Annotated in this window: 19 protein-coding genes and 2 pseudogenes; 12 read left to right on the top strand and 9 right to left on the bottom strand. The window is 36.4% G+C overall.

From position 1 onward, the window contains the following. Positions 1–67: 67 nt before the first annotated feature. The 6 genes from JCM21531_RS05020 to JCM21531_RS05000 all read left to right on the top strand — a co-directional run bounded on the left by JCM21531_RS05020 (position 68) and on the right by JCM21531_RS05000 (position 7,430). Positions 68–790, top strand: coding sequence for a response regulator transcription factor (locus JCM21531_RS05020; RefSeq protein ID WP_038287918.1), 723 nt, complete (start codon positions 68–70; stop codon positions 788–790). Continuing rightward, positions 783–2,015, top strand: coding sequence for a sensor histidine kinase (locus JCM21531_RS05015; protein ID WP_038287915.1), 1,233 nt, complete (start codon positions 783–785; stop codon positions 2,013–2,015). The genes JCM21531_RS05020 and JCM21531_RS05015 overlap by 8 nt, the downstream gene beginning before the upstream one ends. Positions 2,016–2,165: 150 nt before the next feature. Then, positions 2,166–2,849, top strand: a complete 684-nt coding sequence (locus tag JCM21531_RS05010) for an ABC transporter ATP-binding protein (RefSeq protein ID WP_038287912.1) — start codon at positions 2,166–2,168, stop codon at positions 2,847–2,849. After that, complete coding sequence (locus tag JCM21531_RS05005) at positions 2,846–5,389, top strand: ABC transporter permease (RefSeq protein WP_038287910.1); 2,544 nt, start codon at positions 2,846–2,848, stop codon at positions 5,387–5,389. The genes JCM21531_RS05010 and JCM21531_RS05005 overlap by 4 nt, the downstream gene beginning before the upstream one ends. A gap of 222 nt (positions 5,390–5,611) precedes the next feature. After that, positions 5,612–5,953 (top strand): hypothetical protein, encoded by a 342-nt coding sequence (locus tag JCM21531_RS20680; protein WP_243467242.1) that lies wholly within the window; start codon positions 5,612–5,614, stop codon positions 5,951–5,953. Further along, a complete protein-coding gene (locus tag JCM21531_RS05000) occupies positions 5,928–7,430 on the top strand; it encodes a S8 family serine peptidase (RefSeq protein ID WP_243467241.1) in 1,503 nt (500 codons plus the stop codon). Before JCM21531_RS20680 ends, JCM21531_RS05000 begins: the two co-directional genes overlap by 26 nt. A 228-nt stretch (positions 7,431–7,658) precedes the next feature. On the opposite strand, the gene JCM21531_RS04995 is transcribed toward JCM21531_RS05000, so the two are convergent. Beyond that, positions 7,659–8,159 (bottom strand): hypothetical protein, encoded by a 501-nt coding sequence (locus JCM21531_RS04995; protein WP_038287907.1) that lies wholly within the window; start codon positions 8,157–8,159, stop codon positions 7,659–7,661. Between the two features lie 304 nt (positions 8,160–8,463). Continuing rightward, on the bottom strand, positions 8,464–9,273 hold the full coding sequence (locus JCM21531_RS04990) for an alpha/beta fold hydrolase (protein ID WP_038287905.1): 810 nt from the start codon (positions 9,271–9,273) through the stop codon (positions 8,464–8,466). A gap of 266 nt (positions 9,274–9,539) precedes the next feature. Between JCM21531_RS04990 and JCM21531_RS04985 the strand changes: the two genes are divergently transcribed. Further along, positions 9,540–10,136, top strand: a complete 597-nt coding sequence (locus tag JCM21531_RS04985; protein ID WP_038287904.1) for an NAD(P)H-dependent oxidoreductase — start codon at positions 9,540–9,542, stop codon at positions 10,134–10,136. Positions 10,137–10,214: 78 nt separating this feature from the next. On the opposite strand, the gene JCM21531_RS18235 is transcribed toward JCM21531_RS04985, so the two are convergent. The 3 genes and pseudogenes from JCM21531_RS18235 to JCM21531_RS04970 form a co-directional block, all read right to left on the bottom strand. Beyond that, on the bottom strand, positions 10,215–11,072 hold the full coding sequence (locus JCM21531_RS18235; protein WP_094184736.1) for a phosphotransferase family protein: 858 nt from the start codon (positions 11,070–11,072) through the stop codon (positions 10,215–10,217). 127 nt (positions 11,073–11,199) lie between these two features. Next, a pseudogene (locus tag JCM21531_RS04975) lies at positions 11,200–12,894 on the bottom strand (vWA domain-containing protein). Between the two features lie 54 nt (positions 12,895–12,948). Then, the gene (locus tag JCM21531_RS04970) at positions 12,949–13,689 is read right to left on the bottom strand and encodes a hypothetical protein (protein WP_038287903.1); all 741 of its coding nucleotides are present in this window, start codon (positions 13,687–13,689) and stop codon (positions 12,949–12,951) included. A gap of 821 nt (positions 13,690–14,510) precedes the next feature. On the opposite strand from JCM21531_RS04970, the gene JCM21531_RS04965 reads away from it, so the two are divergent. The 3 genes from JCM21531_RS04965 to JCM21531_RS04960 all read left to right on the top strand — a co-directional run bounded on the left by JCM21531_RS04965 (position 14,511) and on the right by JCM21531_RS04960 (position 16,745). Continuing rightward, complete coding sequence (locus tag JCM21531_RS04965) at positions 14,511–15,587, top strand: hypothetical protein (protein WP_157833648.1); 1,077 nt, start codon at positions 14,511–14,513, stop codon at positions 15,585–15,587. A 124-nt stretch (positions 15,588–15,711) separates the two neighbouring features. Then, positions 15,712–15,852 carry a hypothetical protein gene (locus JCM21531_RS19130; RefSeq protein WP_162149299.1) on the top strand — a complete coding sequence of 47 codons (141 nt, stop codon included), beginning with the start codon at positions 15,712–15,714 and terminating at the stop codon, positions 15,850–15,852. 188 nt (positions 15,853–16,040) lie between these two features. Next, positions 16,041–16,745 (top strand): hypothetical protein, encoded by a 705-nt coding sequence (locus tag JCM21531_RS04960; RefSeq protein ID WP_038287899.1) that lies wholly within the window; start codon positions 16,041–16,043, stop codon positions 16,743–16,745. 246 nt (positions 16,746–16,991) lie between these two features. Here JCM21531_RS04960 and JCM21531_RS04955 read toward each other — a convergent pair whose 3' ends face one another. Beyond that, a complete protein-coding gene (locus tag JCM21531_RS04955; RefSeq protein ID WP_038287897.1) occupies positions 16,992–17,195 on the bottom strand; it encodes a response regulator transcription factor family protein in 204 nt (67 codons plus the stop codon). A 410-nt stretch (positions 17,196–17,605) separates the two neighbouring features. On the opposite strand from JCM21531_RS04955, the gene JCM21531_RS04950 reads away from it, so the two are divergent. Both JCM21531_RS04950 and JCM21531_RS04945 read left to right on the top strand, forming a co-directional pair. Then, positions 17,606–18,847, top strand: coding sequence for a C1 family peptidase (locus tag JCM21531_RS04950; protein ID WP_038287895.1), 1,242 nt, complete (start codon positions 17,606–17,608; stop codon positions 18,845–18,847). Continuing rightward, positions 18,826–21,009, top strand: coding sequence for a Kelch repeat-containing protein (locus tag JCM21531_RS04945; protein WP_038287893.1), 2,184 nt, complete (start codon positions 18,826–18,828; stop codon positions 21,007–21,009). The genes JCM21531_RS04950 and JCM21531_RS04945 overlap by 22 nt, the downstream gene beginning before the upstream one ends. 146 nt (positions 21,010–21,155) lie before the next feature. On the opposite strand, the gene JCM21531_RS04940 is transcribed toward JCM21531_RS04945, so the two are convergent. The 3 genes and pseudogenes from JCM21531_RS04940 to JCM21531_RS18230 form a co-directional block, all read right to left on the bottom strand. Further along, positions 21,156–22,268 (bottom strand): SLC13 family permease, encoded by a 1,113-nt coding sequence (locus tag JCM21531_RS04940; protein ID WP_038287891.1) that lies wholly within the window; start codon positions 22,266–22,268, stop codon positions 21,156–21,158. 100 nt (positions 22,269–22,368) lie between these two features. Beyond that, positions 22,369–23,703: pseudogene (locus JCM21531_RS24315) on the bottom strand (NAD(P)H-dependent oxidoreductase). A gap of 514 nt (positions 23,704–24,217) precedes the next feature. Continuing rightward, positions 24,218–26,413, bottom strand: coding sequence for a M56 family metallopeptidase (locus tag JCM21531_RS18230; protein ID WP_094184735.1), 2,196 nt, complete (start codon positions 26,411–26,413; stop codon positions 24,218–24,220). Between the last annotated feature and the right edge of the window lie 194 nt (positions 26,414–26,607).

Genomic DNA, 26,607 nt, shown 5'->3' with positions numbered 1-26,607 from the left:
TGGCAATCTCATAATTCTTTATGGTAGAATTAGAAAAAACACATCATTGAATTGGAAGGTGTTTTTATTGGACAATAGAATTTTGCTCGTAGAAGATGACGAAGACCTTGTAAGGGGAATATCCTACACCCTAGAAAAAGAAGGCTATATTGTAGATAATGCATCTAATCTTACGGAAGCCTTGAACAAAATGAATACCAAAAAATATAATCTTATACTGCTTGATGTAATGCTTCCCGACGGCAACGGATACGATTTGTGCAAAAAAATCAGGGAAAATTCATCAGTGCCAATAATATTTATTACCGCCTGCAGTGAAGAACTTGACATAATAATGGGTCTCGACTTGGGGGGCGATGATTATATTGTAAAACCCTTTAAAGTCAGAGAACTGCTGTCGAGAATCAGAGCTGTTCTGCGAAGAAATACAACCCTTCCGGAGCATACCTCAAGAAATACTATTATTTCAGGTGAAATTAAAATAGACCTTATAGAACGAAGGCTGTGGAAAAACAACGAAGAAATAATTCTTACTCCTACCGAGTTTAAAATAATAGCATACCTTGCTCAAAATCCGCTGATGAACCTTGACAGAAGCCGCATACTTTCGAAATTGAGCAGTACCGGAGACGAATATATTGACGACAACACTTTGAATGTCTATATAAGAAGAATACGGACCAAGATTGAGGACAACCCTTCCCAACCGAAATACATTGTTACCGTAAGAGGCTTTGGTTACAGATGGGTACAAGAATGCACCGGGAAAGAGAGTGAAAAACATGTTTAGAAACAGAGAGCAACAGCTTTTAGTGCTTTTTGCATTAATAACAACAGTATTTTTTTCAATTCTTCTTATAATAACCTTGTCAAATTCGCACAACAACTTTGTCTCAGAGGTTGTTGAAAGGGACATCGCAGTCATAGGAAGACTTGTTATGAGCCATCCGGAGCTCGAAAAAGACATAGCGGCAGCTTTTTCATCCTCCCTCAATGAAGAATATTATGTCGAAGGACTTAAGGCCGCAGCTATGCTTGGCTATACCGAAGATTTTGTAACCGACACAGGATTTCTAAAACAAAGCAAAATCAAATACATTACAGAGGTAATTGTACCCGGCACACTCATTTTTTTTGCCTTTTTCATTTGTGCATATATACTGCTAAACAGAGTATTTAAAAAAATGACCCTAATCTCAAAAGAAATAGAAAATGTTATGGACGGGCAGGCTAACATAAATTTACCCGAAGATACCGAAGGTGACACAGCAATACTATGTTACAACGTAAATCAGTTGACTTCAAGAATGAACAGTCTGATTGAAAAGCTTCAGACGGAAAAGAATTTCTTAAAAAGCATGATGTCCAATATGTCTCATCAAATAAAAACCCCCATAGCATCCCTGAAAATGTTTAATGAAATACTAGAAAAGGACGGTGAAAAGGCAGAAGTACGAAAAGAGTTTATTCAAAGAAACACCCGGCTTATTGAACGTATAGAAAGGCTTGTCGAAAACCTTTTAAAATATTCCAAAATGCACTCCGGTGCCATAAAGCTCAATATATGCAAAGGCTGCATTACCGATGTTTTAAATGATATACTGGATGCTCTTTATCCCATCTTTAAGTCACGGAATCAACAGGTTATTGCAAAATTTAATGATATCGGAGAATCTTCCTTTGATGCCGATTGGATGTATGAGGCACTGGCAAATATAATCAAAAACGCCTCCGATTATACGGAGCAAGGTAAATCAATTGAGATTTCTGCATTTAAAGATATAGAAGGAATAAAGATAAGAATAAAAGATACGGGTCCGGGCATATCTTCCGAAGACAAGGGCCGCATTTTCGAACCTTTTTACACAGGGCGAACCTCTTTAAAAAGCAATGCAAAGCATCGTACGGGAATTGGCCTTGCACTTTCAAAAATAGTGATTGAAAAACACAACGGATATATCACCCTCGATACAAGCCCCGGCAAAGGCAGTACATTTACGGTAATTCTTCCTTGAACTGTCCCGGATGGGCGTGTTCAATAGTAATATTAAATGCAGCAAAGATTACTAAACTGTAAGGTTTTATAAATTGAATAGTAAGAAACCCATATTAAAATTATTAATGTGTACTGCATTATCTCATTCGGAATTATGGGGGGATTAAAAATGGAAGTCCTACGGGCGGAACAACTGTCAAAGGTTTACGGTAAGGGCGATACTGCAACCATTGCCCTTGACAATGTTAATTTGACAATTAACTACGGAGATTTTATTGCCATAACGGGTCCGAGCGGCTCCGGCAAAAGCACACTTTTACACTTGTTAGGAGGTTTGGACAAGCCCTCTGCCGGTAAAGTTTATTTGGAAGGCAAGGATATTTACAAGCTGAATGAAAATCAGCTCTCTATTCTTCGCAGAAGGAAAATCGGTTTTGTTTTTCAGTTTTTTAACTTAGTACCGGTACTTACCGTTAAGGAAAACATAATTTTACCTATTGTCATGGACGGAAAACAGCCGGATATGGAATATATCGATGATTTGATTCAAACATTGGGGCTTGAAAGCAAATCCAATGCTCTTCCCCATACCCTCTCCGGCGGGCAGCAGCAGCGGGTAGCCATAGGAAGAGCTTTAGCAGCAAAACCTTCTGTAGTTTTGGCCGATGAGCCTACAGGAAACCTTGATATCAAAACAGGAAGGGAAATAATCGGACTTATAAAAAACATGTCCAGAAAATATCAACAGACGGTAATCATTATTACCCATGACCCTTCGGTGGCTTCGGAGTGCAACAGAATAATACACATAGAAGACGGGCAAATAACCGGTGACGAGGTGATGACGGCATGAAACATGGCTTTTCTATAGGATATAAATATGCTGTCCGCCAGCCCAAGCGAACCCTCCTTATTCTTATAGGAGTTGCAATTGCTGTAATGCTGATGACTGCGGTATCCATAACCACACAGATGTATAACAGCCTGTTGATTAAGCAAGCCACCGAGCAATATGGAGCATGGCATGCGGCCTATGAAACCGACAGTTTTAAAACGGTTGAATTGGTAAAGCAGCATGCCATGGTGGAAGAAATAAATGTTTTACTGCAGCATGACTTTTATTGGGTAAACGAAAATAAAAAAATTGCTCCTACAACGGCATCACAGCAAGGACTGGAGCTTACCGGGATTGTTCTGTCAAAAGGGCAGATGCCTCTATCTCCCAGTGAAATGGTCATTGAAGACTGGATGGCTGATATTTTAAATATTAAAAGCTTTCCAACCCAAATGGAAATGAACGGATTGATTTATACAATCACCGGTACCGTAAAAACCAGGGCCGAGTCCCTTAGAAGAGGAACTTCTATAGGACTTACGGTTTATGACTTAAATACCGGCTTAATAGAAGAAGGTGCAAAACATAGCCTTCTTATAAGGTTTAAGCCAAAAGCCGATATAGAAGAAGCAATTGAAAGCCTGAGAACTGTTCCGAACCTTTATGCAACGGAAGAAAAAGACGGTTTTTTGCATCCCAAAGAAAATACCGTTCTTCTTAGAGCAGAGGGCAAAAAAGGACGTGACACCAACGAAGTATTTATAAATGTTTTGGGGCTTGTCATATCAGGTATCGTATTGTTCACGCTTTTTATATCAATATATAATATTGTTAACATATCAATCTACGACAGAATAAGGCAATTCGGTCTCTTAAGAGCCGTGGGCCTGTCTCCGGCACAGCTTTTTCGCATGGTAATACAGGAAACGGTCATGATTAGCTTAATTGCAATTCCCATAGGAATCTTGGCCGGAATCGGTATATCACGGTTAATCCTTGTCAGATTCGGATTTTTCTCCATGAGCGGTATGCCGTTGATTATACCCATTGGAAAGCTTTTAATAGGTATAATAGTTTCCATAGCATCGGTTCTGTTCTCCTGCGCCATACCCGCCTCAAGGGCGGCACAAATATCCCCCATAGGCGCAATAAGAAGCGGAGCCGGATTAAAGATAAATGAAAGCAAGATTAAATCCTTCGGCCCATTCCTGTTTACCAACATTAAAAACCCGTTTGTTTTTCCCGTTGTATTGTCCTTCAAAAATTTATGGAGAAGGAAGAAGAGTTACATATTCACGGTAATCACGCTTAGCCTCTCCACATTTCTTCTTATTGTATATTCCTTTGTCGTAAAAAGCGACAGGGCGCGTACAGCAAGCAGAATAGATGCCTATCCCGTTGATTTTATGATATATATAGATTACTTTGATTATTCCCAAGATGAATTCGATAAAGATATAGAATCTCCGGATAAAGACTTTATTGCTTCCATAGAAAATATTGATGGGATTCGGGATGTGTTTGCACCGACTGACTGGTATAATTGGAATGAGCATCATACTATTGGGCACATACCGAAATTTTTGAAAGTAAAGATTGATGCCGATAAAGTATCTAAAAGTTATTGGAATGATTACGTAATTCAAGAAAACAATGGGAAAATGGTTTTCGGTTCTACAGCAATAGGTTATGACGACAAAGAGCTCGAAGTATTGAAGAACTACCTGTGTGAAGGCTCTGTTGACGTTGAGCTATTGAAGAAGGAATTTGTTATCTTCATACCTAAGTATAATATGCAAATAAGCGCTAGAAACATACCCTATACCGACCTGAAGCCGGGCGATAGTGTTGAAATTTCACTAAACGGTAAAAATGTAACCGCTACAGTAGGAGGTTTGTTTGAAAAACTCCCTTTTGCACCAAACCACTGGATAAACGAAGGCTTCATGGTGGTTATGCACAACGAGAAACTTGCTGAATTGTCTGAAAATACTTCTAAATACTACAGTATTTATATCACTGTGGACGAAAACGCAGATCGAGAGCAAATAGAATATGAGCTTGGGAATATAGCCGGAAACAAAAAAGGATACAAAGTATCGGACCTTGTCAACAACCCATACAAAATTGAATTAAGAAAACTGCAGGCGCAGGTAGACACCGCAATATACAGTGTATTGGCATGCATTGCAGCAATATCAATGCTGACAATACTAAATACAGTCAGTTCCAATATTATAGTGAGATTTAAGGAATTGGGAATGTTAAGAGCCACCGGTATGACTGGCAATCAAATCAGCACTTTAATAAGGTGTGAAGGACTGTTTTACGGTTTAACCGGCTGGCTGGCCGGGACAATAACAGGCCTTGGAGCTTCGTATATTATCTACAGGATTATTCAAAGGAACGAAGCAAATGTTGTATGGATAACCCCATGGCCTGAAATATTGATTGCTCTTGCAGTTTGCTCGATCGGCAGTATTATTTCAACGGCTCTTCCCCTTTCAAAGCTGAGACGTATTAGTGTTGTTGAAAACATAAACAATATCGAATTCTAGATAACACTCCAGCTTGACTTTAAATTGGGGCATAGGAAAAGGAGGCATCCCCTTTTTCTATGTCCTTGTTTTCATGAAAATTTCAACTTTTTTCAATTCTTTTGCATTCATTTTTTCCAAGAATTCTTTATAATAGTATTTATAATGTAAGTTTAGGTTACATAATGCGTACGCTAAACTTTTTCAGAACAATATTCAAATTGTCAAGAAGGAGGTATTTTTATGAGTTTCAAAAAGCACATAGCAAAGTTTCTGGCTTTAACAACAGTAATTGTAGGAACATTTGCAGGAAGTCAGTTTGCATTGGCAAATAGTAATTCAGTTGATTTAGGGCTAAAAAGCAATTATGTCAATTCAGATTATTCTTTCGGAGAAGGAAGGGTAATTGCTGTATTTAAAGAGGGATATGATATAAGTATTATAAGTGATAAGCTGCAAGATTTGGGAGTTGAATCGTTCGAAGATTTGACAAAAGCCCAAAAGCCTGCAAAAGCAAATGATAACAGCACTGAAAAAAAGAAAAAAGAAAAAAATTTACTTGTTCCATCTAAAGGACAAAACTAAAGATGGAGTGCTAAAGGCGATTGAAAAGTTAAATAATGAACCTAATATTGCATATGCTGAACCCGACTTTCTGATAGAAACTGCAAGTGAAGAAAGTAATAACAAAGAAAAAACAAAAAATCCTATGGAAATAATTAGTGCATTAGAAGCAATGGGACTATGTGCCGGCAATCAGGATGTAGTTGTGGGAGTTATAGATACAGGAATTGATTATAATCATCCTGATTTGATAAATCATATGTGGGTGAACACAGCCGAAGCTAATGGACTTCCGGGAGAAGATGACGATGGAAACGGGTATCCGGATGATATTTATGGGTATGATTTCGGTGCTGACGACCCTGATCCTATGGACATAGGAGACCATGGCACACATTGTGCGGGAATAATTGCAGGGTTTGGACCTAATGTAAAGATTGCCTCACTTAAGCATCATAGCGGAAATAAATCTAAAGATATGGACAATTGGGTTTCTACTATGATTAAGGCAATTAATTATGCCGATGCAATGGATATTAAAATTGTAAGCGTTAGTTTGGGAGTACATAAAATGCACATAGGAGATAGGTTTTTTGATTCTCAGGCTCTAAATGATGCGATAAGCAATGCAGACTTGCTATTCGTAGTAGCTGCCGGAAATGCCTCCCACAATATAGAGATACCAGAGGATTTTACTTATCCTGCAAGCTGTACTGCTGAAAATATTATTACTGTTGCAAATACCGATAACGATGATAAACTATATCAATCTTCAAATTATGGGGTTGTTTCGGTTGACCTTGCTGCCCCCGGGACAGATATTCGTAGTACTATTCCAACACATCTCGCAGGACAAGACGGACCTTACGGCATAAAAACAGGTACATCCATGTCTGCACCGCATGTGGCAGGAGCAGCTGCTCTGTTGTTATCTTCAAATCCGTCTTTAACCACACAACAATTAAAAGATCTGATTTTGTCCAGTGTGGATTATCTACCGAGCTTACAGGGTAAAGTTGCTACAAGCGGAAGGCTAAACGTTGCAAAAGCCATGAGAAAGATTAGAACTTCTGTCAAAATTGGAGATTTAAACGGAGATGGAGATATAAACTCCCTTGATTTCGCGAATCTTAGATCATATTTACTTAGGTCAAACCTGACATTTGAGCAATTAGCTGCCGCTGATTTAAATGGGGATGGATATGTAAATTCCCTCGACATTGGTATATTTAGAGGGTATCTATTAGGTAAGGGCGTCACATCAGATATCGGTAATAGTCGCATATATACGTATGGCGACATTGACAATAACGGAATAGTAGACGAGAATGATTATATACTGATATGCAACCATATTAACGGTACCGGGCAAATACCGGATGCTAGTCTGTTTGCTGCAGATGCTGACGGAAATAATATTATAGACCAAACCGATATAACCCTTTTAGAAAAATATATCACAGGAAGAATTACTCATCTACCTGTCGGAAATCAATAATACATATCTCAGCTAAAAAACTTTGATAGAAATAACATAATTATTGTCAATTTATTCGGATTCTATCTATAACTTCGAATAAATTGACAATTTTTTATGTTCTTCAGCCTACTTAGATTTAGATTGAAAAAGGGCTCTGCCCCAAAAATTTATCCTGTTTTGAGACAGTCCCTTTTTTTGAATCCCATTGCATTTAAGCATCTGCCCATCGAAAATTCAAATGCCTTATCATTTAAAAACAATAGATGCCTTTTTATTATTTACCAATGCCGGAAGCGAAATCTTTTCAAATACACTGCCCTTTACAACCTCACCGGAAGCAATCGTCACTTTTCCCTCAACACTTTCAGCAAATCTCTTTTCCAAAACACACCACAACTCATGAACTTGTTCTTTTGTCAAATCAAAATCCGGATCAAACATATCCAACAGCATGAATTCTTGTGCAGCTTTTGTTGATTCAATAGTGCCATAATCAATTATTTGGCTAAGGCTACTATATATCTTTGGAGTATAATCAACTTTTTTATACTCAATATCTCTATTCCACTTTACATTCTGCAAGTATTCAATTTCTTCATTAAAGTAATTTATATTTTCAGGAATGTATAAAATATCAGGTCCAATTACCATTGGTTCAATAGGAAGGCATATTATCTTGTCACTGCCGGCAATAACTAGACCTTTCCACAGCATTTTTAATTTGCTACCGTTTTTTAACTCTATCATGTTTATCCCCCTTGATATTCAAGAATAGGCTTCCTTAAATCTACATTGCTTTATGCAAGTCATAAAAGGTGTACCATCTTAAAAAACTTCAATCCCATTTTAGGTTACTGCCGTGGAATAATCTTTATTAATAACCATATTGTACTAATACGATTTATCTGCCCTACTTCTTGAATACACCTCAAAAAGGGGAAAATCCAATTATTCCTTTTTCCTATTATAACCTTTCCGTTTTTTAGTGTCAATTTTAAACCAGTAAAAAGCTATAACAAAGGTCTAAATTATAGGTAAAATATTCAAAAAATTAACTTTCTACAAACCTTGCAAACAAAGCATTAAATTCGTCCCTCTGATCATAAAAAACTCCATGTCCGGATAATTCAAACGGTACCAACCTAGAGTCTCGAATCATCCTTTGTTGTATCTCTCCCAACTGGAAAGGAACCACTTTGTCATGAACACCGTGAATTATTAAAGTAGGCACATGAATAGCTTCCATATCGACGAATAATACTTCGTTAATCCAGGTCTTTGCAATCGCTGCCGTTGCCCATCCTGCTGCCTGCAAACCCAACTGGAAAAACCAATCGGAAAATGCTTGGGATGTATGTTGAAAGAAAAATCTACTGCCAAAATCCCTAAGCATTTGAGGACGGTCACTATATGTACCTTCAATTATCTGTAATACTGTCTCTTCATCAATACCATACGGAAAATTGGGACGTTTGATTAAACTTGGTGCAGCAGCTGCGATAAGGACCAGCTTACTTACCCCGTATCCTTTATGACGCCCCATATATCTTACAGCTATTGCACCGCCGGTGGAATGCCCGGCCAAAGTAAAATCGCGCAAACCTAAAGCTTCCACTACACCCCTCACATCATCGGATAGAGTGTTATAATCATATCCGCAAAACGGCCTATCCGACTTCCCAAAACCCCTTGTATCGATCCCAATACATCGATACCCTAATTGGGGCAGCTTGTCAAATTGGTATTCAAACAGGTTGTGATTACCCGGCCAGCCGTGTAGAAAGAGTATTGTCTTTTTGCATTCCGGATTTAAATCCTCAACATATAGGTTTACATTATTCACACGAAGATAATAGCCCATATTTTCTCCCCTCAATGAATAATTTATAGATTATTGTATTCATTGAATGGGTTTCGTGTGCTGATACTCTTCACCAAGTCTATTTATCTTTACCAAATTATTATAGAAAGTAAAATAAACAAGGGTACCGCTTTTACTCTATAATATTTCAAACATTTATTTTATAAAAATATACAGTGTAGATACCACATATTGACATTAGCAGGTAATTTATATACAATATGTTTGACAATATTCGGTTATAACAAGATTTGGAGGATTAGGGCATGAAAATTCTTGTGATTTTGGGGCATCCACATAAAGGTAGTTTTAATCACGCAATTGCGCACACCGCTATTGAAGCTTTAAAAAGCAATGGGCATGAGGTAGTGTTTCATGACTTGTATGAAGAGGGCTTTGATCCTGTTATAAGGTATGAAGAAATTCCAAGAGACGGAGAAATTGATAGTGTAATAAAAACACACTGTGAGCAAGTTGCAGATGCAGATGGAATAATAGTTGTACATCCAAATTGGTGGGGACAGCCTCCGGCAATTTTAAAAGGATGGATTGACAGGGTAATACGTCCCGGTGTAGCTTACAAATTTGAAGAAAACGATAGCGGTGAAGGGGTTCCGATCGGCTTGCTGAAGGCAAAAGCTGCCATAGTGTTTAATACATCAAATACTTTCCATGACAGAGAAATGAGGGTTTTTGGCGATCCACTCGAAACTATATGGAAAAATTGCATTTTTGGACTATGCGGCGTAAATAATTTTTATAGAAAAATGTATGGGGTAATTGTAACTAGCACTTTAGAAGAACGGCAGAAGTGGCTTGATGATGTGAAAGAGGTAGTTAACAGGTTTTTCCCTTGTGCCTAGTCGTCCCCTACGGACTGTAAAACTTGATTCTGAAAATTCTATTATAACTTATTTGCCCCTTCAATAAAAAGTGAAAGACTAGACCCTTTTTAAAAGTTTACTTTCCAGCTCCATTATATTCTTCTCCAATAGGAATATGTCTTTTCTTTCTTCAACCCCTATCCACACTTTATCGATAATAATCCGATATATGAAATTCATATCGATATTGGCTTTTGCAACTTCACTATAACCATCCAAAACAACATCAAGAACCTCTATCGGAATCATATAAAAATCTATTGCCGGGTCTGCCAAGCCGGCATCGCCCCAGTCAATCACAGACAATAACCGGTCGTCTTCGGTGCACAAAAAGTTAAATGGATTGGTATCTCCATGGACAAAACACTTTTTGTATGTAAAAACCTCATCTTTGTATTTATTTTGAATCAGATTTAATAAATACGAAGATTTGCTGCCGGTATCATTCAGGCCTTGAATTATCATATCTTTGGTATAGTCCCTATCGGGGTTGTCAAGCCAGCCTTTCGGGTCCTCAAAATGTTTAATGTTAACATGTATTTTCCCAAGTTCAAAGCCTATTTTTCTCCATGTATTATAATAGTTGAGATAATTCTCCATTTCACCAAGGGTAAAACCGTAAACCCTTTCCCAAATGGAATATGTTTTATTTAATATGGTATAAGAATCATCAAAACATATCAATTCCGGTGTTTTTATTCCGTTTGATTTTGCCAAAGGTGCTGCTACCGACTCCGTGAAAGCGTCCGAAATTGCATCCGGATGGTCCGTAGGAATTCTTATAATATAGTTTTCTGTTGCATATATTTCATTTGCGATACCATGGGTATTTAATTTAATACACGGTTCATTTATGCGATTTTTACGTAAAATCTCCAAAATTTCCTTCTTCAAATTTTCCTTCCCATTATCCATTGTTCATAACACCGCCTTCTATCTTGAACTATTACCGATACTTTCGAATTCTCCCAGCCTTACATAAAAATCTCCTCCTTGGTTTTGTCATTTATGATTTGTACCAAGAAGGAGATTAAGTCCCTAATTACATTTGGGCGTTGAACAAGCTTCCCAATTGATATACAACATCCTCTGTATCCGCATTTATACTTGCAGCTTCGTTTATTTGAGACAGAGTCTCCAATGCCTTTATATTTGCGTTATACCCTATGGTGTAAATCGGAATTCCAAAAGATTGCATCATACCTTTTATATCATTTAACGAGTGACCATAATTTGTCTCACCGTCACTTAACACAAACAACATCAACTTGGCATTGGGGTTTTTGGCTTTTTCTTCCCTAAGCATTTTAGTTGCCACAACTATTGCATCGAACATTGCCGTATTCCCGCTTGCACTCAAGCTTTCAACAGCACCTACAAACAAAGACCTCTGGTTTAAATCAAATTTACCGATAGGAAGATTTATGTTTACGTCTGTTGAAAAAGATACAAGCCCTATGGAAGCATCCGAACTTATGTACTGCGAGCCGGTTATAAGAGACTGCTTCAATCTGTTGAGAGGCTCGCCCGCCATACTTCCCGATACATCGGCAACAAATACTGCTACGATATCATTGTTAACGTCCTTCTTTTCTTTCCAGAGCTTCTGAGCTTCTATTACGGTTTCGCCATCGATATCGGCTATTTCGGGAGAATACTCATTAAGCCTGTTAAAACCGTAGTCCGTTGCAAGCTCTTGTGACTTTGCATTTTTGCAGAACTCGATGAATTTATCAAGTATTTCTTTTTTCTCAGCGCTAAGATTTCCGACAGCATACATGGGACTGTCATGTCTTACACCAAAAGGAGTAAAAACATAATCCTTTTTCAGCTCCGGAATATTCTCATAAGTCTGATACTCCAGTATAAAACCGTCAAGAACACCGGACTGAGCAGATTCCCTCATTTGTAAAGTGGTATAAGCCACAAAAGGAATATTGGTCTGGAATTTTTCAAAACCTTCAATGGCTTTTTCGCTCAATATGTTTTTACTGTCAAACGTACTTAATGTTGAAACAAGAAAGTTCATTCCCGTGGAGCTCGCAAAAGGATTTGTATATCCCATTGCAATTTCATTTGCTGCAACGGCCTCAGTAATATTTTTCAAGTTTATTGAGCCGTATTTTTCAACCAATTCATTGTATTTTCCTTTTGAAAGAAGTACTCCTGCAACATTGCCGGCAAGCCTCTTTTCCACAAGGGATATTTCCACGCCGCTTGCTTGATCATTTCTCCCCAAAGCTCATTAGAAGGTGTAAAGGCATCGGGAAGATATTTGCCGGAAATTATGTAGTCCGTTGCCAAACCGGATGCAATTCCCCTGATTCTTACAGAAACAGGTTCACCGTTTACTTGTATATTGGCTCTGTTAAACTCCCTTGCCACATCAACAAGCCATCCGTCTTTTTTCTCCCCGGATTTTTCAGTGGAAGAAAATTTCTATAAAGCTGCTTGTGGTTTCTACCACCTGGGGAGGGTACTTAGAAATATCAGGTAAAGTCTCTTTGAGATCCGGAGGATTTATGTTTACCTGCCCCTTCCTAGGCTCAATAATATTTACTGTTATATCTTTATAAAGCTTATCCATTTTTTTCTCGGCACTTTCTATTGAGGTTACTTTCTGGCTTTTTCCAATGTTTTGTGTCAAAGAAATTCCACCATAAATAAGCCCAAATACCACTAGAGCTATCCCCAGTAAAATTACTATGGTTTTTAAGTTCTTATTGCTCTCCAACATTTGCATAGCCTCCCTTTTCCTTAAAGTCTATTTTAAAAGCAAACCACCAAACAACTATATATAATACTTTGATTTTTTTATGAGTTCATCCATCTCCTTAATCTCCTTCAAATTATCAATTTCTCCCGCTTCAAGTAAGTCGTGCTTTGAAATTTCAAGAAGAAGCGCATCGAGCTTTATAATTATCTCCTCATTATCTTCTATTGCGTTTTTTACAAAGTTAATGTATTCGTTATATATATTCATTTTTGAGGCGATAACCTCATCGGAAAACTTTTTTTGTGCAATATCATATCTGAGTCTCTCATAGTCTTCCTCATCAAAAGCGCTTATTTTGTTTAAAATACTTTTAATGTTGGATAAAAAAACATATTCAACATCAAATATAGTTGTTTTAAACTTCTCATAAACTTTGTCAATAACATTAAATTTTTGACTGAGCATGTTAAATATTTTTTCTTTCTTTTTATTGAAACGCTCAACCTGTTCTTTCATTGTAGTAATACTGTCGTCAAAAGTCTTCTTGCCATACGATTGGTTGAGTACAACAATACATTCCTGGTAGTTTTTTATATCGCTTACCTTGATTTGAGGTGTTTTTTCAAATAAGAGTGTATAATTTCCGTAAATAAAAAATGCCAAACTCAAAAATATTGCAGTACCTCCGATAGCAACACTAAGCGCATCGGAGTTAGTTAGGCGTATATTCATTATACCCGGAGAAAAAAGTATTACATTGAACAATGCAATCCCAATATTTAAAGCTGCAATTTTTAATATCTTCTTTGTTTTCACTATATTTTACACACTCCTAAGCTAAATTAATGCAACTATAGCAAACACCTCTATATTTTTGCTAAATTTAGTATAGCATTAAAATGCCAGATTGTTAATATAAATTTATCTAATGACGGTTTAAGACACAACAGCCAGATATATTTATTTGTGAAAGAACCCTTTCAAATTAATTGATGAATTGAATTCGATATATTAACATAAAATAGGCTCTTTTCAATCTTAGTTGAATAATTAAATGTTATTATAAAAAATAGATGATTTAAAATTATAAAATGCCTGTATTTCAACCAACTCTGGAAAGAACCAAATTTTTATTGACATTTACATTATATACAAATTCAAATATAAAAACTTATGAAATCTTAAATTAATTCCAATGTGGATAATCAAATATCAATACTCCTTTTTACAACTTTTGCATAATTGGGCGTAGATAGTCGAAATTCCCAATTTCAGCTCGCAATATTCGAAAGGTTTTTCAGAAGTCTTTTATCAGGTAAAACTAAACTAAATTAATACTTGATATAAAATCAAAAATAAAGTATTATAATGTTGCGTCCTTAAATTTACTAAATTACAAATATCTATGCTGAATTCTTTCAGAAAAAAGATTGCTATATGCCAATCACAAAAAAGACAGTATTATCCTATGTATCTCCTAAGTTCTTCTTTTAAAACAGTTCTATAGCAGTTCGAAATATATTGGGTGCATTAATTGTGTCTAGGAGATACAGAACTGTACAAAGTTAGATTGGTCACTTAACAAGTTGATTATATGTTGTTCAAAGGAGGATTTTTAGGTAATGAAGTCAAAGCAGTTGAAAATTGAATTGCAAAATAATATTAACAACTATTTGTACAATTCTTGCCTTTTGTGTATTATATTAGGGAATGAAAACTTTTATCCATGGTTTTACGAGAATTATACGCAAATATTTTACAACGACAATAAATGGAGCAGATACAGCAATAAAGAAGTATGGCTGGATTTTTATGGCGGATGGATTGCTGCTCAAAGTCTGCTTGAATTCATTAAAATACCTAGAAAATCCATAGCAAATATCGATATAATTACATATATAAAAGACAAGATAGATAATCATAAATATGTTTTTACTTTCTTGGATGAATATTATGTTAAGCCTAATTACATGAAGTCTAACTCTCACCGTGTACATGATATTTTGGTTTACGGTTATGACGATTTTAGTGAAAAACTCACGGTAATTGGATTTGACAATAACCATAACTTCACAAGTTATAATATATCCTATCAAACATTTGCAAAAGCCTTTGAAAATGGCTTAGCCCTTACAGAAAGCGAAGAAATATGGAACCAAGACAATTTATACGGAAGACTTTTTAAATTTCGCGAAAAAAACAGCCAGTTCTTCAAATTTAACATAAAGAAATTCTTGCGCGGCCTTCATGATTACATTTTTTCTATCAACTCTGCACAAAAAGATTTTCCTGACAGGACTGCAGATAAAGAAATAGAATATTTTGATATCTATTTTGATGAGAAAAACATTTTTGGCATGGAAATTTATGAACACTTGCCGGAATATCTCTATAATGTAATCAAATATGATACAAGATTATCTTACGTTCCATTCCACACCCTATTTGAGCATAAAAAAGGTATGAAAGACAGGTTGATTTATATTGCAAAAAATTTTAAGGTAGATGATAAATTTGAAGAGTTGATTGATAGATATAATCATACCGTAAACGTATTTAATTCCATGAGGCTTGCAGCTATGAAATACATTATAGACAGCAAAGAGTCTATTATTAAAAATCTTATTAACACAATAAATATTGAAAAAATATACGAAAAAGAGATACTAGCTCAGGTATATGAAGAGATCTGTAATCTTACTGAATATTATTAGTGTTGTGCAATAAAAAGTAATAAATTGTATTACCAATAAAATGGCAAAACAAAAGAATAAGCAGACCAAATGTGGTAGTTTTGAATTGACCAAATAAAAAACTATTTCCACGGGGGTCAAACTTATGACTGATATAATAATTCTATTAGGAAAATCGAAGGCCTCGACTATAATATATGGTCTGTATCGCCAAGTTTGCATACTCTTGTGCAGAAAAAGGGTAAGTCTTGATGATGTAGTTGCCAAATTAAGGGTTGCTGTATAAAGTTCTACATTTTTCTATACAAGTCTAATTGATAATATAAATTATATCTAATGTCAATTTTATGCGGAAGCATCCGGTATTATTATTTACTAAGAATTCTTTCAAATTAATTGATGGATTGAATTTGATGTGTTAACATAAATATCATATACTTATATACTATTTTTTTGTTTTTGGAAGGAAATCTTATGACATCAAAAAAAATGACTGTATGCAGATTGCAGATAGAAGATGATATGGGAAAATTTTATCTAAAAAAGACGTTAGGCAAAATAGCTTTATTATTAATCCCTATTTTACTTTTAACTTTTTTATCGGTTCCTTTATCTATTATGATAGGCGAAAAATACGGCACTGATTCTCCCCAAATCGGTGTTTTCTACTGCTCAATGTTTTCTCTGCTTATAATATTAATAATAGGCTATGTGATATGGTTAAATACAAGCGGATTTGAAGAAAAGTGCCTTCAGTATATTTTTGTAATTACTTCTTCAAGTCAACTATGGGTAATTAATTGCTTTGACCCGATAATTCAGGCGATTTTTAAAAGTCCCCGTTCCGACATCATGGCCAATCTCGGATTTTATGGCATAATCTTTTCGCTATCTCGCAGAACACAGTATATTTTAGACCTTGCGTGGAAATTGTCCTATGTAGGTGATTTCGATGTAATCGGTTATTTTTCAGATAGCTTAAACCAAGGGGCACACCAGGTTATTTGGGGCCAGCGTATTAGCAAGGTAAGTAATCTCAAGGTACATAAAAATTATATTACTTTTAATACTGTTGAAAAATCTAATGGTTTTAAAGAGAAAAAGCTTCGTTACAAAATAAGCAGAAAATTCACCAATTCTGACGAGCTTATAGGCGTTCTTAAAAAGCTTAATAAATAATGCAGGGGCCATGCAGCCTCAACCGCCAAAGAAAAAAGGGTTGACGCAGGGTAGTATTTAATTGTGCATTACTTTCAATCTCCCTGCGTCCATCTCGCAAACGGTATCACAAAGCTCCTGTATATCTTCGGAATTATGAAAAGTCACAGATGGCGGTAAGAGAAAAAAGGAGACTTGCCTCAGGTAATATGCTCGGCCGCATAAGGCGTAGATAGCTGATAAATACAGCTGCACCGGCAGTAACGGCTAAGCCGCCCATGACAGCGGCAGCAATGCATTTGGACAAGGCATAGGCTGTTTTTTCACTTCTAATTCGATGCGTACCAGCAGAATTAAGACATCAAAAGGCTTTATGATATAATCCTCTGCCCCGTCGCGAAGCCCTATAATTTCTGAAGAAGCATCATTTTTTGCAGTAATATATATAACAGGAATATTGTATTTCTTCATAGTATTCATATCCGGAATATTGCAGATTGACCGCGATGCCGTCTAAAATTGCTTTATCATCCTCCACAATCAAAATCCTGTTTTTAACCATGGTTTCACCTCGAATAAATAGTATGCCCTTCATAATTATATCATCGACAAAAAGCAAAAACCTCAATAAAAATTAACGTTTTATTGTCGGAAACATTCTTTTTACGACATAATTATCCTTTAAAACGAATTATTTCATATTTGATTTCATTTTTGTCGACTTTATTTACTTTTTTTGAACAATATCCTATAATAAATAAAAGAACTAAAACTAATTTATGATATGGAGGTGTATAAAGCATTTATAGCCACAAATTTATAATTTTTCTTGTTCTTTTACAAACGAGAATTTAAAACAAAATGAATGGAGGAGGTACATTATGAAAGTAAAGGTTAAAAATTCAATTTCAAAGCTGTTTGTCTTTACTACTGTCTTAACACTTATCTTATGTCAAAGCATTTCAATTTTTGCCGCAGGTAATCTATCATCAAAAACGATTGAGCCAATTAGTACAATTAGCAGTTTAGAATCAGCCGAAAGCGAATCATCAAACGAAGCATTCATTACAGAAGATGATAAGAAGTGGATCAAAAACAACATGATTGATACTAAAGACGTTGAACTAAACGAACTAGGACTTGAAAGGGTAAACAAAGCGCGTGCATCAAGAGGACTTGGCAAGCTGACAGCATCTGTAGAATTCGGACAAGAAGTAAAAGAAAGTTCAAGCAGTATTGATGAAGGCAATCCCAAAATGAAATTGGCAAATAGAACATCTTCAGAAGTGCTCCCTTCGAGTGTTGACAATAGTTTGCTTGACGCGTTTCCTCCAATCGAAAATCAAGGTGTTCAAGGCTCATGTGTAGCCTTTTCTACTACATACTATCAAATGACACATATGACTGCCCTTGTGAAAGGATGGAATACCAAAAATACTGATCTTACAAATAAATTCTCACCTGCGTGGACATATAATATTACTAAAGCTGCTGGTCCTAATACAGGTACAGGCTTTTCAAGAGCTTTTAATTTGTTAAAAAACTCCGGCTGTGTATTTTGGAGTGATTTCCCTCATTATGCGAATAGTAGTACAGCTTATAAAGCCTGGCCAACCGATCGTTCTTTATGGGAAAAAGCTCTAAATTACAGAATCGATAAAATGGGTTATATTGATTTCAGTGACGGCACTGACACCCCTATTGAAAATGAAAATGACGAAAATCTAACTGCTATCAAAAAAATGCTGGCTAACGGTTATGTACTGACCTTCGGTACATATATTGATTCCTGGAGATATTGCACGGCAGGAGATGAATCTGTCTGCTATATGGTACGAGGTGCTCAGGGCGATCACGCCATGACTATCGTGGGATACTCAGATGATATAACCTTTGATGCCAATTTAAACGGTATTATTGATCCAGGAGAAAAAGGTGCATTTAAAGTAGTAAATTCATTTGGAAGCAATTGGATGAGAAACGGATATGTCTGGCTTGCTTATGATGCTCTCAACTGGGTACCAAAATCCCCTCCAATCCTAATGTATACGGTGGAATCTTTACAGATCCTCCGGAAAGGAGATGAGCAATCCATGGCAATATGTTATTCTGGTTTAATGTAAAAGAAAGCTATACTCCCATGCTCACTGCCGAATTGGAAGTAAGCCATAAGTGCAGGAATCAGCTTCGAATATCCTTCGGTTACTCAACAACGGATGATACAACTATTTCTCTACCTTACTGGTATGAAATCTTTCCAAATGATTATTTGGCTTTTGATGGGACGACTGATGAAGATAAATATGCATCTCTTGTTATTGACCTAACAAATTTATATACACTGAAAATGGACAACCCTGACGGTAACTGGTATTTACGAATAGAAGATTCGATTGCCGACGGCATCCCGGGCAAAATAAAAAGTTTTAAACTGGTTGATAAAACAAGAGGAATCCAAATACCCTCATCAATAACGAGCGTTACAAGTTTCGATGGCAGTAAAATTGAAGTACCTATTTATTATTTTCGTGAAGCAACAACAAATGCATCGTGGTCCATACTTAAATCTCAGCCATACGGAAGGCAAGACGCAGCTTATGCTTATCTCGACGGCGTATTTTATGCTATTGGAGGTGTGGAGAAAAGAGGGCCGGGTATGACGAATGTTTCTAGCGTTGAGGCATGTGATACCGGTACAAACCCATGGACCTGGACCCAAAAAGCAGATACTCTCACAACGATTTATTCCCCAAAAGCTCATGTTATCAATAACAAAATATATGTAGTAGGTGAAAGCCCTTCATGGACTATTGTAGTTGACGAGTACACCCCTGCAACCAACTCATGGGTTCGTAAAATTCAAGTTCCGTTAACTAATGGAGACATAAAAAGTGCAGTAGCAAACAACAAAATTTATATCTTTCACAATCAAGATGATACTTCAAAATTATATGAATATGATCCGTCCACGAATACATTTAGAGATGAAAGCCAAATTGCAACCTTATCCGAAGTATATAGCGAGTATACGCTTTCTACTGCATATGGCAATATTTACCTATTTGGCAGTAATGGCCCCTCCACTCAGACTTCTGTATGGGAATACAACCCCAACGGCAATATTTGGATAAGAAAATCGGATCTTCCTTACTCATACATTTATGATGCAGTATCACTGAATAATAAAATTTACACATTAGAATACTATCTCGGTTCCGAAGTCTATTATACCGACAAATATGACGTTTCATATATAAAAGAGTATAATCCGTTGGATAATACTTGGACAGAAAAGCCTGATATACTACCTGTTTCCGGTCGTTGCAGCTTAGCTCTTATTGATAATAAAATCCTATTAATCGGAAATTATGTCCCGACTAATCCAACCAGCCCAAAGTTGTATGCATTTTATCTTCCGGGCAAATGGACTGAAAAATCAAATATGCCCTTGCCAAAGGCTTATCACACATCAACAGTCCTCAACAATAAAATATATGTTATCGGAGGAATTGATGACGACCTCTTGCCTACAAATACAGTTCAATATTTCAACCCATCAAACAACTCATGGACTCCGGCTACCAATATGCTTACGGCAAGATATAATGCATCATCTGCCACATTATCCGGTGCAATATATGTGGCTGGCGGATTCAATTCTGGCTACTTAAAAAGTGTGGAAGCATATAACCCCAGTACAGGAAATTGGCAGTCCAAAGCAAATATGAATATCGCCAGAAGCTCTTTTGGACTGGCTTCAGTCAATGGAAAATTGTATGCCATAAGCGGTAAAACCACTGGAAATGTACGTACCAACACCGTAGAAGAATATGATCCTTCAAGCAATCAATGGAGATTTGTAGCAAATATCCCCACTCCTCGAAGCAACTTTGCAACTGCTGTGGTAAATGGTGAAATATATGTCATAGGCGGCTTGTACACATATGGTACAGATTCAAATGCCAAATGCCCAATTATCGAAAAGTACAACCCCATCACAAATACATGGACGAGAGTTGCAGACATTCCTACAGCAAGAAGCAATTTAGCAGCAGTAGCGATTAACGGTAAGATCTATGCAATGGGTGGCCTTCAAGACTTCGTAGGAGTTACATATATAACTGAAGAATATGATGTCGCAAGCAACAAATGGAAAAAAGTTGCGTATTCCGGTACAGAAAGAGAAGGCCATACTGCATCTGTTGTAAACAATAAAATATATACAATTGGCGGATGGAATCGTTCTTCAAGCCTCGAAGAAGTTGTTGAAGAGTTTGTTCCATAAATATGTCCCTTAAAATACTTTTTAAAACTATGAGGTATGGATATCCATACCTCATAGTTTTTATAAAAATATATAGCAATCTGCAATTTCTAAACAGCAATTTGGCAAAATAATACTTGTACATCCATACAGCAATTACAACAGAATCAGATTATCAACGCAACCGCCATTAATATTAATAGATAAACTATGTTTGCCAAAGTAAACCAAAGAAAATACCGTCCTTTAAGTTTATCATAATGATTTGCAAATATTTTATAGGATATTAAACTTGCCATGGATGCAATCAGAGTTCCAAGTCCTCCAATATTCACGCCTTTCAATAATACCCGGTAGTTGCCCGTAAATTCGGATAATAAAAGTGCCGCGGGGACATTACTTATCGCTTGACTTGCAAAAACGCTTATAACAAGCTCCCGGCCGGTTATCAAATTTTGCAAAGTTTCCTTTACTGCAGGAATATTTTCCAAATTCCCTGTAAAAATAAAAAAGCAAATGAAGGTCAATAGCAAACTATAATCCACTGATTTTAAAACATCCTTTTCCATTATAAAAACTACAATTAACACTAAAAGCAATACTGCTATATAATGCAGAATTTTAGCAACGCTCAAAAGAGATATAGCAAATAAGACCAAATAGATTATATTCTCTATAAGCAAAATTTGGGGTTTTGATTGTTCTTTAATAACTACTGCTTCCCGTTTACCCTTTATAAACAATAACGAAATTACCAGCAAGAGTCCGGAAACTACGGTATAAGGAAGCATAAACAGAACAAACTCCAATATTCCAACTTGAGACAAGTTATATAAATACAAATTCTGGGGATTTCCTATGGGAGTCAACATACTGCCCAGATTGGCTGCGATTGTTTGAAGAACCACCACAGGTATAACCAGCCGTTCCTGCCCCGCCTTTTTCAAAGTCAAAATGGCAAAAGGAACAAAGGTGATAAGAGCAACATCATTAGTAATTAACATACTGAGAAAGAAACACAAGAATACCAGTACAAAAGCCAATTGCCATACCTTTTTGGTTTTCTTAAGCAGGCCAATGACTAAAGCATCAAACAGGCCGTTTTTTTGAAGCCCTGCCATAACAATCATAAGACTTAATAAAATCCCCAGTACACACCAGTCTATATATTCCATATAAGCACTTGTGGGCGGGACAATAAAAGCAGAAATACAAGCAAGTATTGCTGCCACTACAAGTACAGCTTCCTTTTTTATAAAAGCAATTATTTTATTTTTCATACTTTACACCCTTTACATTGACCCAATAAATTCATCCGCTCAAATTTTTCAATTATTTCACACGTTCCAATCGTCAAGTTTAATATATCCTAGCAATATATCAATGCTGCTCCAAAACCTTTTTATACGGCGCAATCATACCTTCATTTATTTTATTTCCCATTTTAGCCCTAAGCTTTGGAGAAGACATAAGAGAGCCTACAAGATACATTTTTAATGCTGTCCCTCTTTTCTTTTGAGGAAAGTCGTATAATCCATGTTCTTTGTAGAAACGGTGATCGGCTTTCATCAAGCCGCGCATTAGCCAAATTAGATCCTGAAAATTTTCATTCCTCCAACACCATAAAAATTTCTGGGCTGGACATACTTATGGCTAATTGCATAATCAAGCCTTGAGGCAAGTCTGTCTATTTCTTCATCCGGATTTATTTCATCACACGCAACTCCCGTAAGAAAATTTCCTCCAACCTCGCTTCGGCCTTCAACAATTATCTGTAGATTGGTCTCAGACGGATAATTTCCGCAAATCAAATATCCTATGGGCTTTCCCATAGTCACCGGTCTATGTCCGTTACAAAACTGCCTGTCGTCATACATTTTAAAAATGGAGCCCATGGAATGATCCTTGATGGAAAACGCATATATTATAGCATCTGCAGTCTGAATATTCTTACGCAGGAAATCATCAAACCCATCCTTATAAATGCATTTTTCTGTAGCGGCACAATTAAGGCAGCCTAAACATCCTCCCTGAAAAGGATACTCGGAAATATTGACAATGCGGCTCCTATATTTTAGAACTGCTCTAAATCTCTCAATCATATCATTAAGCTGCTTGTCGTCTTTTGCGCAATCCGTAACTATAACTACATCTCCGCCCTTTTTCTCCTGGCTTGAATTGACAGGACTAACCGGAATATGCGCCGCAGCTACAGGACTCTTTGGATTGGTTTCATATACATCATTTTTCATGCACCAGCACACATATTCAAAAAACTCTATTGCAGTTTTGCGTCCGCTTTCTGTCAGAAGATCATCATATCTGCTGACAGTCCTTTAATATATTTCATGCCAAGGTCATGGCAATTATCCTGAATATACTTATGGGCAGTGACATCGTAAAAGTGTTTGGAAGTAGTAATCTGAGTAGCAAATTTTCCCGACACATCAAGCCGGATGCCTTTAAAAGCTCTATAAACCGATGCAACTGACTTGGTGCAATAAAGGTATAAACAGGATAAGAGAAAATAATCAAATCCGCATTTGTTATCGCCTCACTCACAGTTGAAAAATCCCTTTCCAGGGATTTAATTTGTTGACCGACACGAAGAAACTGAAATCTATGCTCTGAAAACTTCTTTTCCAAATACAATGAAGTTTGCAGTGTAATGCTATATTCACCTTTAGGACTCCCGTTTAAAACCAAAACGTTCATATTGTGCCTCCTGTAATTTTCCTACTTCCAAGCTTCTTGCAAGTACATCTCCCACAGGTAACTTTTATTAAAGAATTTCTCTTTAAAATTATAACTTTTTCTGATATTCCAATATTATTCTTTGATAGGTCGCTTAAGCTTCTTATCCGGATTTATATGAATTCTCTATATCATATTTTGTTAACTTGTAAACTTTCTTTCGCTTTATTGCTTTATCATTATATATCAGATTTTTAGATTTTGCATCTCATAAAAAGTTACATCTAAAAAGAATAGTTTTGGAATACTTCTTAAATATCCCTTGGATTAAGCATACGGAATTTAAGCACTCCTAAACGAATCCTGAAGATATTGTATAATATTGGAATACACATTCACTATTTAATATACAATACCACATACCATAAAAATCCCCACTCATGTAGATTATTCTATCTAAGTGGGGTTTTTATAAACTTTCAATTCCTAAGTGCTTTCCAACTTTTTATGCATATTGATTTACATTTTTATTATTTTAAAGTACCGAAAATTCAAACTCATCACCGTAAGACTTGATAAGCTTAGCAGATGTAAGGCCATTTTTCTTTAAATGCTTGGCAAGGTTATCATGCATCAGAATGCGGATATCCTTATAATCCGAGTAATGCTCAAGAATTTGATTTGCAAGTCCCTTTATCTCTTTTCCCGATACCGGCATCGTGCAAAACTCCTTGATGGAAGGAGCAAATCCTGCGCCATCCCTTGCTTGCTCATATTTTTCAAGGACATAATTGCCGCTATCATTTTTTCGATAGGTTATTGCCACCGGAACAATGCTGCCGCTCTCTTCCGACAAAGTGTCCTCAAAAAGCCTGTATCTGGCACTGTAAGTAGTCGCAAAAACTTTTAGCAGATTCTTTTCCTCATAACTTCCGAAGATTTTCGGTGCAACAACTACAAATCCTTCCCCTTTAGGGTCTGAATTCATCTCAATTTCCGTGTTATAAACAAGCTTTTCAATGGGATCGTTACCGTCATATTCATAATTGGGAAGCTTTCTTTCTTGACGGATGGACAGTGAATTATACCACTCTCTCGGACTTAGTGAATCATCGGTAACATTATTTCTCGGACCTAAAAGCTCTTTACACAGTCTCATCATGATATACCCCCGAAGTCCTTCATCATTTCCCTCTTCAAACTGTGAAAGCAAATATTCCAGCGCCTCTTCTCCGTATTTCAAAATATTTTCATATACTTCCCTATGGGCATTGATATAATCCTGCGGATTAGAGGATATGTCTGGCGATGACATTATGACACTTATGTTTTCTTCTATAAGCTCTTTAATGTCTTCATTTTTGGCAATGCCATATGTGCCGTTAATTAGCTTGCCAAGTTCCTCCTCGCTTTTGGCAAAATCCCGCACATCTTTCCCGCATCGCTTGTTTGCCCACTCCCGCGTGTATTGTATAGAATGCGGGGATGCTCCATCATCCAGCGTAAAATTGATATTTTCAACGTTGCCAATCAGGGAAAACATAATCAACGCATTAGTTTGAAACTGCTGTTGGTTTGCTTCAACACTATATATGTTTTTAGTTTCGGTATCCGTTTTGAGATTCACATTTACTCCATAAGGTTCACTGTCTGTATAAAGCTCAAAAGAATCATAATCCACGTTGTCGGGAAACTTTAATGAAAAGATTATACCTCCAACTTTTGAGTTGTCACCCACATACTGGGTTTTATTTTTTAAAAGCTGTGATAAAAGATTATTTTCAACCGGTTTTTGAGTAACCGGATTAGCCAATAAACCGATTCCTGCGGCTATAGCTACCACCAACGCAACGGCAATCAACCAAAAAGTTGGCTTTTTGTAATTCAATACATTCTTGATTCTGTCTTTAACATTTCCCTCGCCAAAAGCCAGCGGGCTTCCATTTAAAATATGTCTTTCGGTTGCAAGGGACAATAATGAATTGGCATATGGCTTTTTAATATCCAAATCCATTTCTTTTAAAACTCTTTCGTCACAGGAAAGCTCCATATCCTTGCTCATTAACCTGAATGCAATCCATACAAAGGGATTAAACCAGTGTATGGCTAATATTAAGAAGGCTAATATTTTAATGATATAATCTTTGCGCTTGATATGGGTTTGCTCATGCAGCAAAATATATTTTCTTTCAGAGTCATCAAGTCCGGCCGGTAAATATATCTTGGGCTTTATTATTCCTAATACAAATGGAGTTTTCAAATTTCGGGCTTCGAAGATATTCATATCTATTAGCTCTGCATTTTTAAGCTGCCTTTTTAGCTTCAAAACCGACACCAAACTGTAAATAAGTAATGCTATTATTCCCCAAACCCAGATATATGCTCCAATTTCTATATAAATCTGCAATAGATTTACGCTTGCTGCAACATCCGGCTTGGGAAGGGACTGGTTTGCAAGAAAGTCCATTGCTTCAATACCGCTATCAATTTTCGGACTTTGCTGATAGATGATTTCATGGGAAATCGGAACAGTATTCATATTCCGGGGCAGAAGGCTAAACATGCTCTCAAAAGAAAATGGAATAATAAGGCGAAATGCCACAACAGCCCACAAGGCATAGGAGATGAATTTTGGAGCTTTTTTAAGTAACAGCCTAAGAAACATCACGCATAGAATTACATAGCTTGCTGTAAAGCTCATATTTAAAACGGAGAGAAATAACTCACTCATTATTGCACCTCCTTGTGCCCACAAGTCAATCTTCCAAGCTCTTCATTCTGATGTTTGCTGCTTTTTTCGCCGCTTATATGCTTTATTTCACTTTGTGAAAGTTTATATACTTTCATTTTAATCCTCCTTGGTCTATTTGTTATAGACTTCATATTACTAGTCTATAACAAATAGACCAACAAGTCAATAATGTT

Origin of the sequence: Acetivibrio straminisolvens JCM 21531 (assembly GCF_000521465.1) — a bacterium.
GTDB lineage: Bacteria > Bacillota > Clostridia > Acetivibrionales > Acetivibrionaceae > Hungateiclostridium > Hungateiclostridium straminisolvens.
Note: the sequence above shows the minus strand (reverse complement) of the source record. Positions and strands in the feature narration are given on the sequence as shown.

Excerpts from the sequence above, each read along its gene's own strand:
- JCM21531_RS05015 (WP_038287915.1), top strand. The coding sequence starts at position 783 with ATGTTTAGAAACAGAGAGCAACAGCTTTTAGTGCTTTTTGCATTAATA.
- JCM21531_RS20680 (WP_243467242.1), top strand. The coding sequence starts at position 5,612 with ATGAGTTTCAAAAAGCACATAGCAAAGTTTCTGGCTTTAACAACAGTA.
- JCM21531_RS04995 (WP_038287907.1), bottom strand. The coding sequence starts at position 8,159 with ATGATAGAGTTAAAAAACGGTAGCAAATTAAAAATGCTGTGGAAAGGT.
- JCM21531_RS04950 (WP_038287895.1), top strand. The coding sequence starts at position 17,606 with ATGAAAGTAAAGGTTAAAAATTCAATTTCAAAGCTGTTTGTCTTTACT.
- JCM21531_RS04960 (WP_038287899.1), top strand. The coding sequence starts at position 16,041 with ATGACATCAAAAAAAATGACTGTATGCAGATTGCAGATAGAAGATGAT.
- JCM21531_RS18230 (WP_094184735.1), bottom strand. The coding sequence starts at position 26,413 with ATGAGTGAGTTATTTCTCTCCGTTTTAAATATGAGCTTTACAGCAAGC.
- JCM21531_RS05005 (WP_038287910.1), top strand. The coding sequence starts at position 2,846 with ATGAAACATGGCTTTTCTATAGGATATAAATATGCTGTCCGCCAGCCC.
- JCM21531_RS04955 (WP_038287897.1), bottom strand. The coding sequence starts at position 17,195 with ATGAAGAAATACAATATTCCTGTTATATATATTACTGCAAAAAATGAT.
- JCM21531_RS04940 (WP_038287891.1), bottom strand. The coding sequence starts at position 22,268 with ATGAAAAATAAAATAATTGCTTTTATAAAAAAGGAAGCTGTACTTGTA.
- JCM21531_RS04990 (WP_038287905.1), bottom strand. The coding sequence starts at position 9,273 with ATGGGCTATTATCTTCGTGTGAATAATGTAAACCTATATGTTGAGGAT.
- JCM21531_RS05010 (WP_038287912.1), top strand. The coding sequence starts at position 2,166 with ATGGAAGTCCTACGGGCGGAACAACTGTCAAAGGTTTACGGTAAGGGC.
- JCM21531_RS18235 (WP_094184736.1), bottom strand. The coding sequence starts at position 11,072 with ATGGATAATGGGAAGGAAAATTTGAAGAAGGAAATTTTGGAGATTTTA.
- JCM21531_RS04985 (WP_038287904.1), top strand. The coding sequence starts at position 9,540 with ATGAAAATTCTTGTGATTTTGGGGCATCCACATAAAGGTAGTTTTAAT.
- JCM21531_RS04945 (WP_038287893.1), top strand. The coding sequence starts at position 18,826 with ATGTTATTCTGGTTTAATGTAAAAGAAAGCTATACTCCCATGCTCACT.
- JCM21531_RS19130 (WP_162149299.1), top strand. The coding sequence starts at position 15,712 with ATGACTGATATAATAATTCTATTAGGAAAATCGAAGGCCTCGACTATA.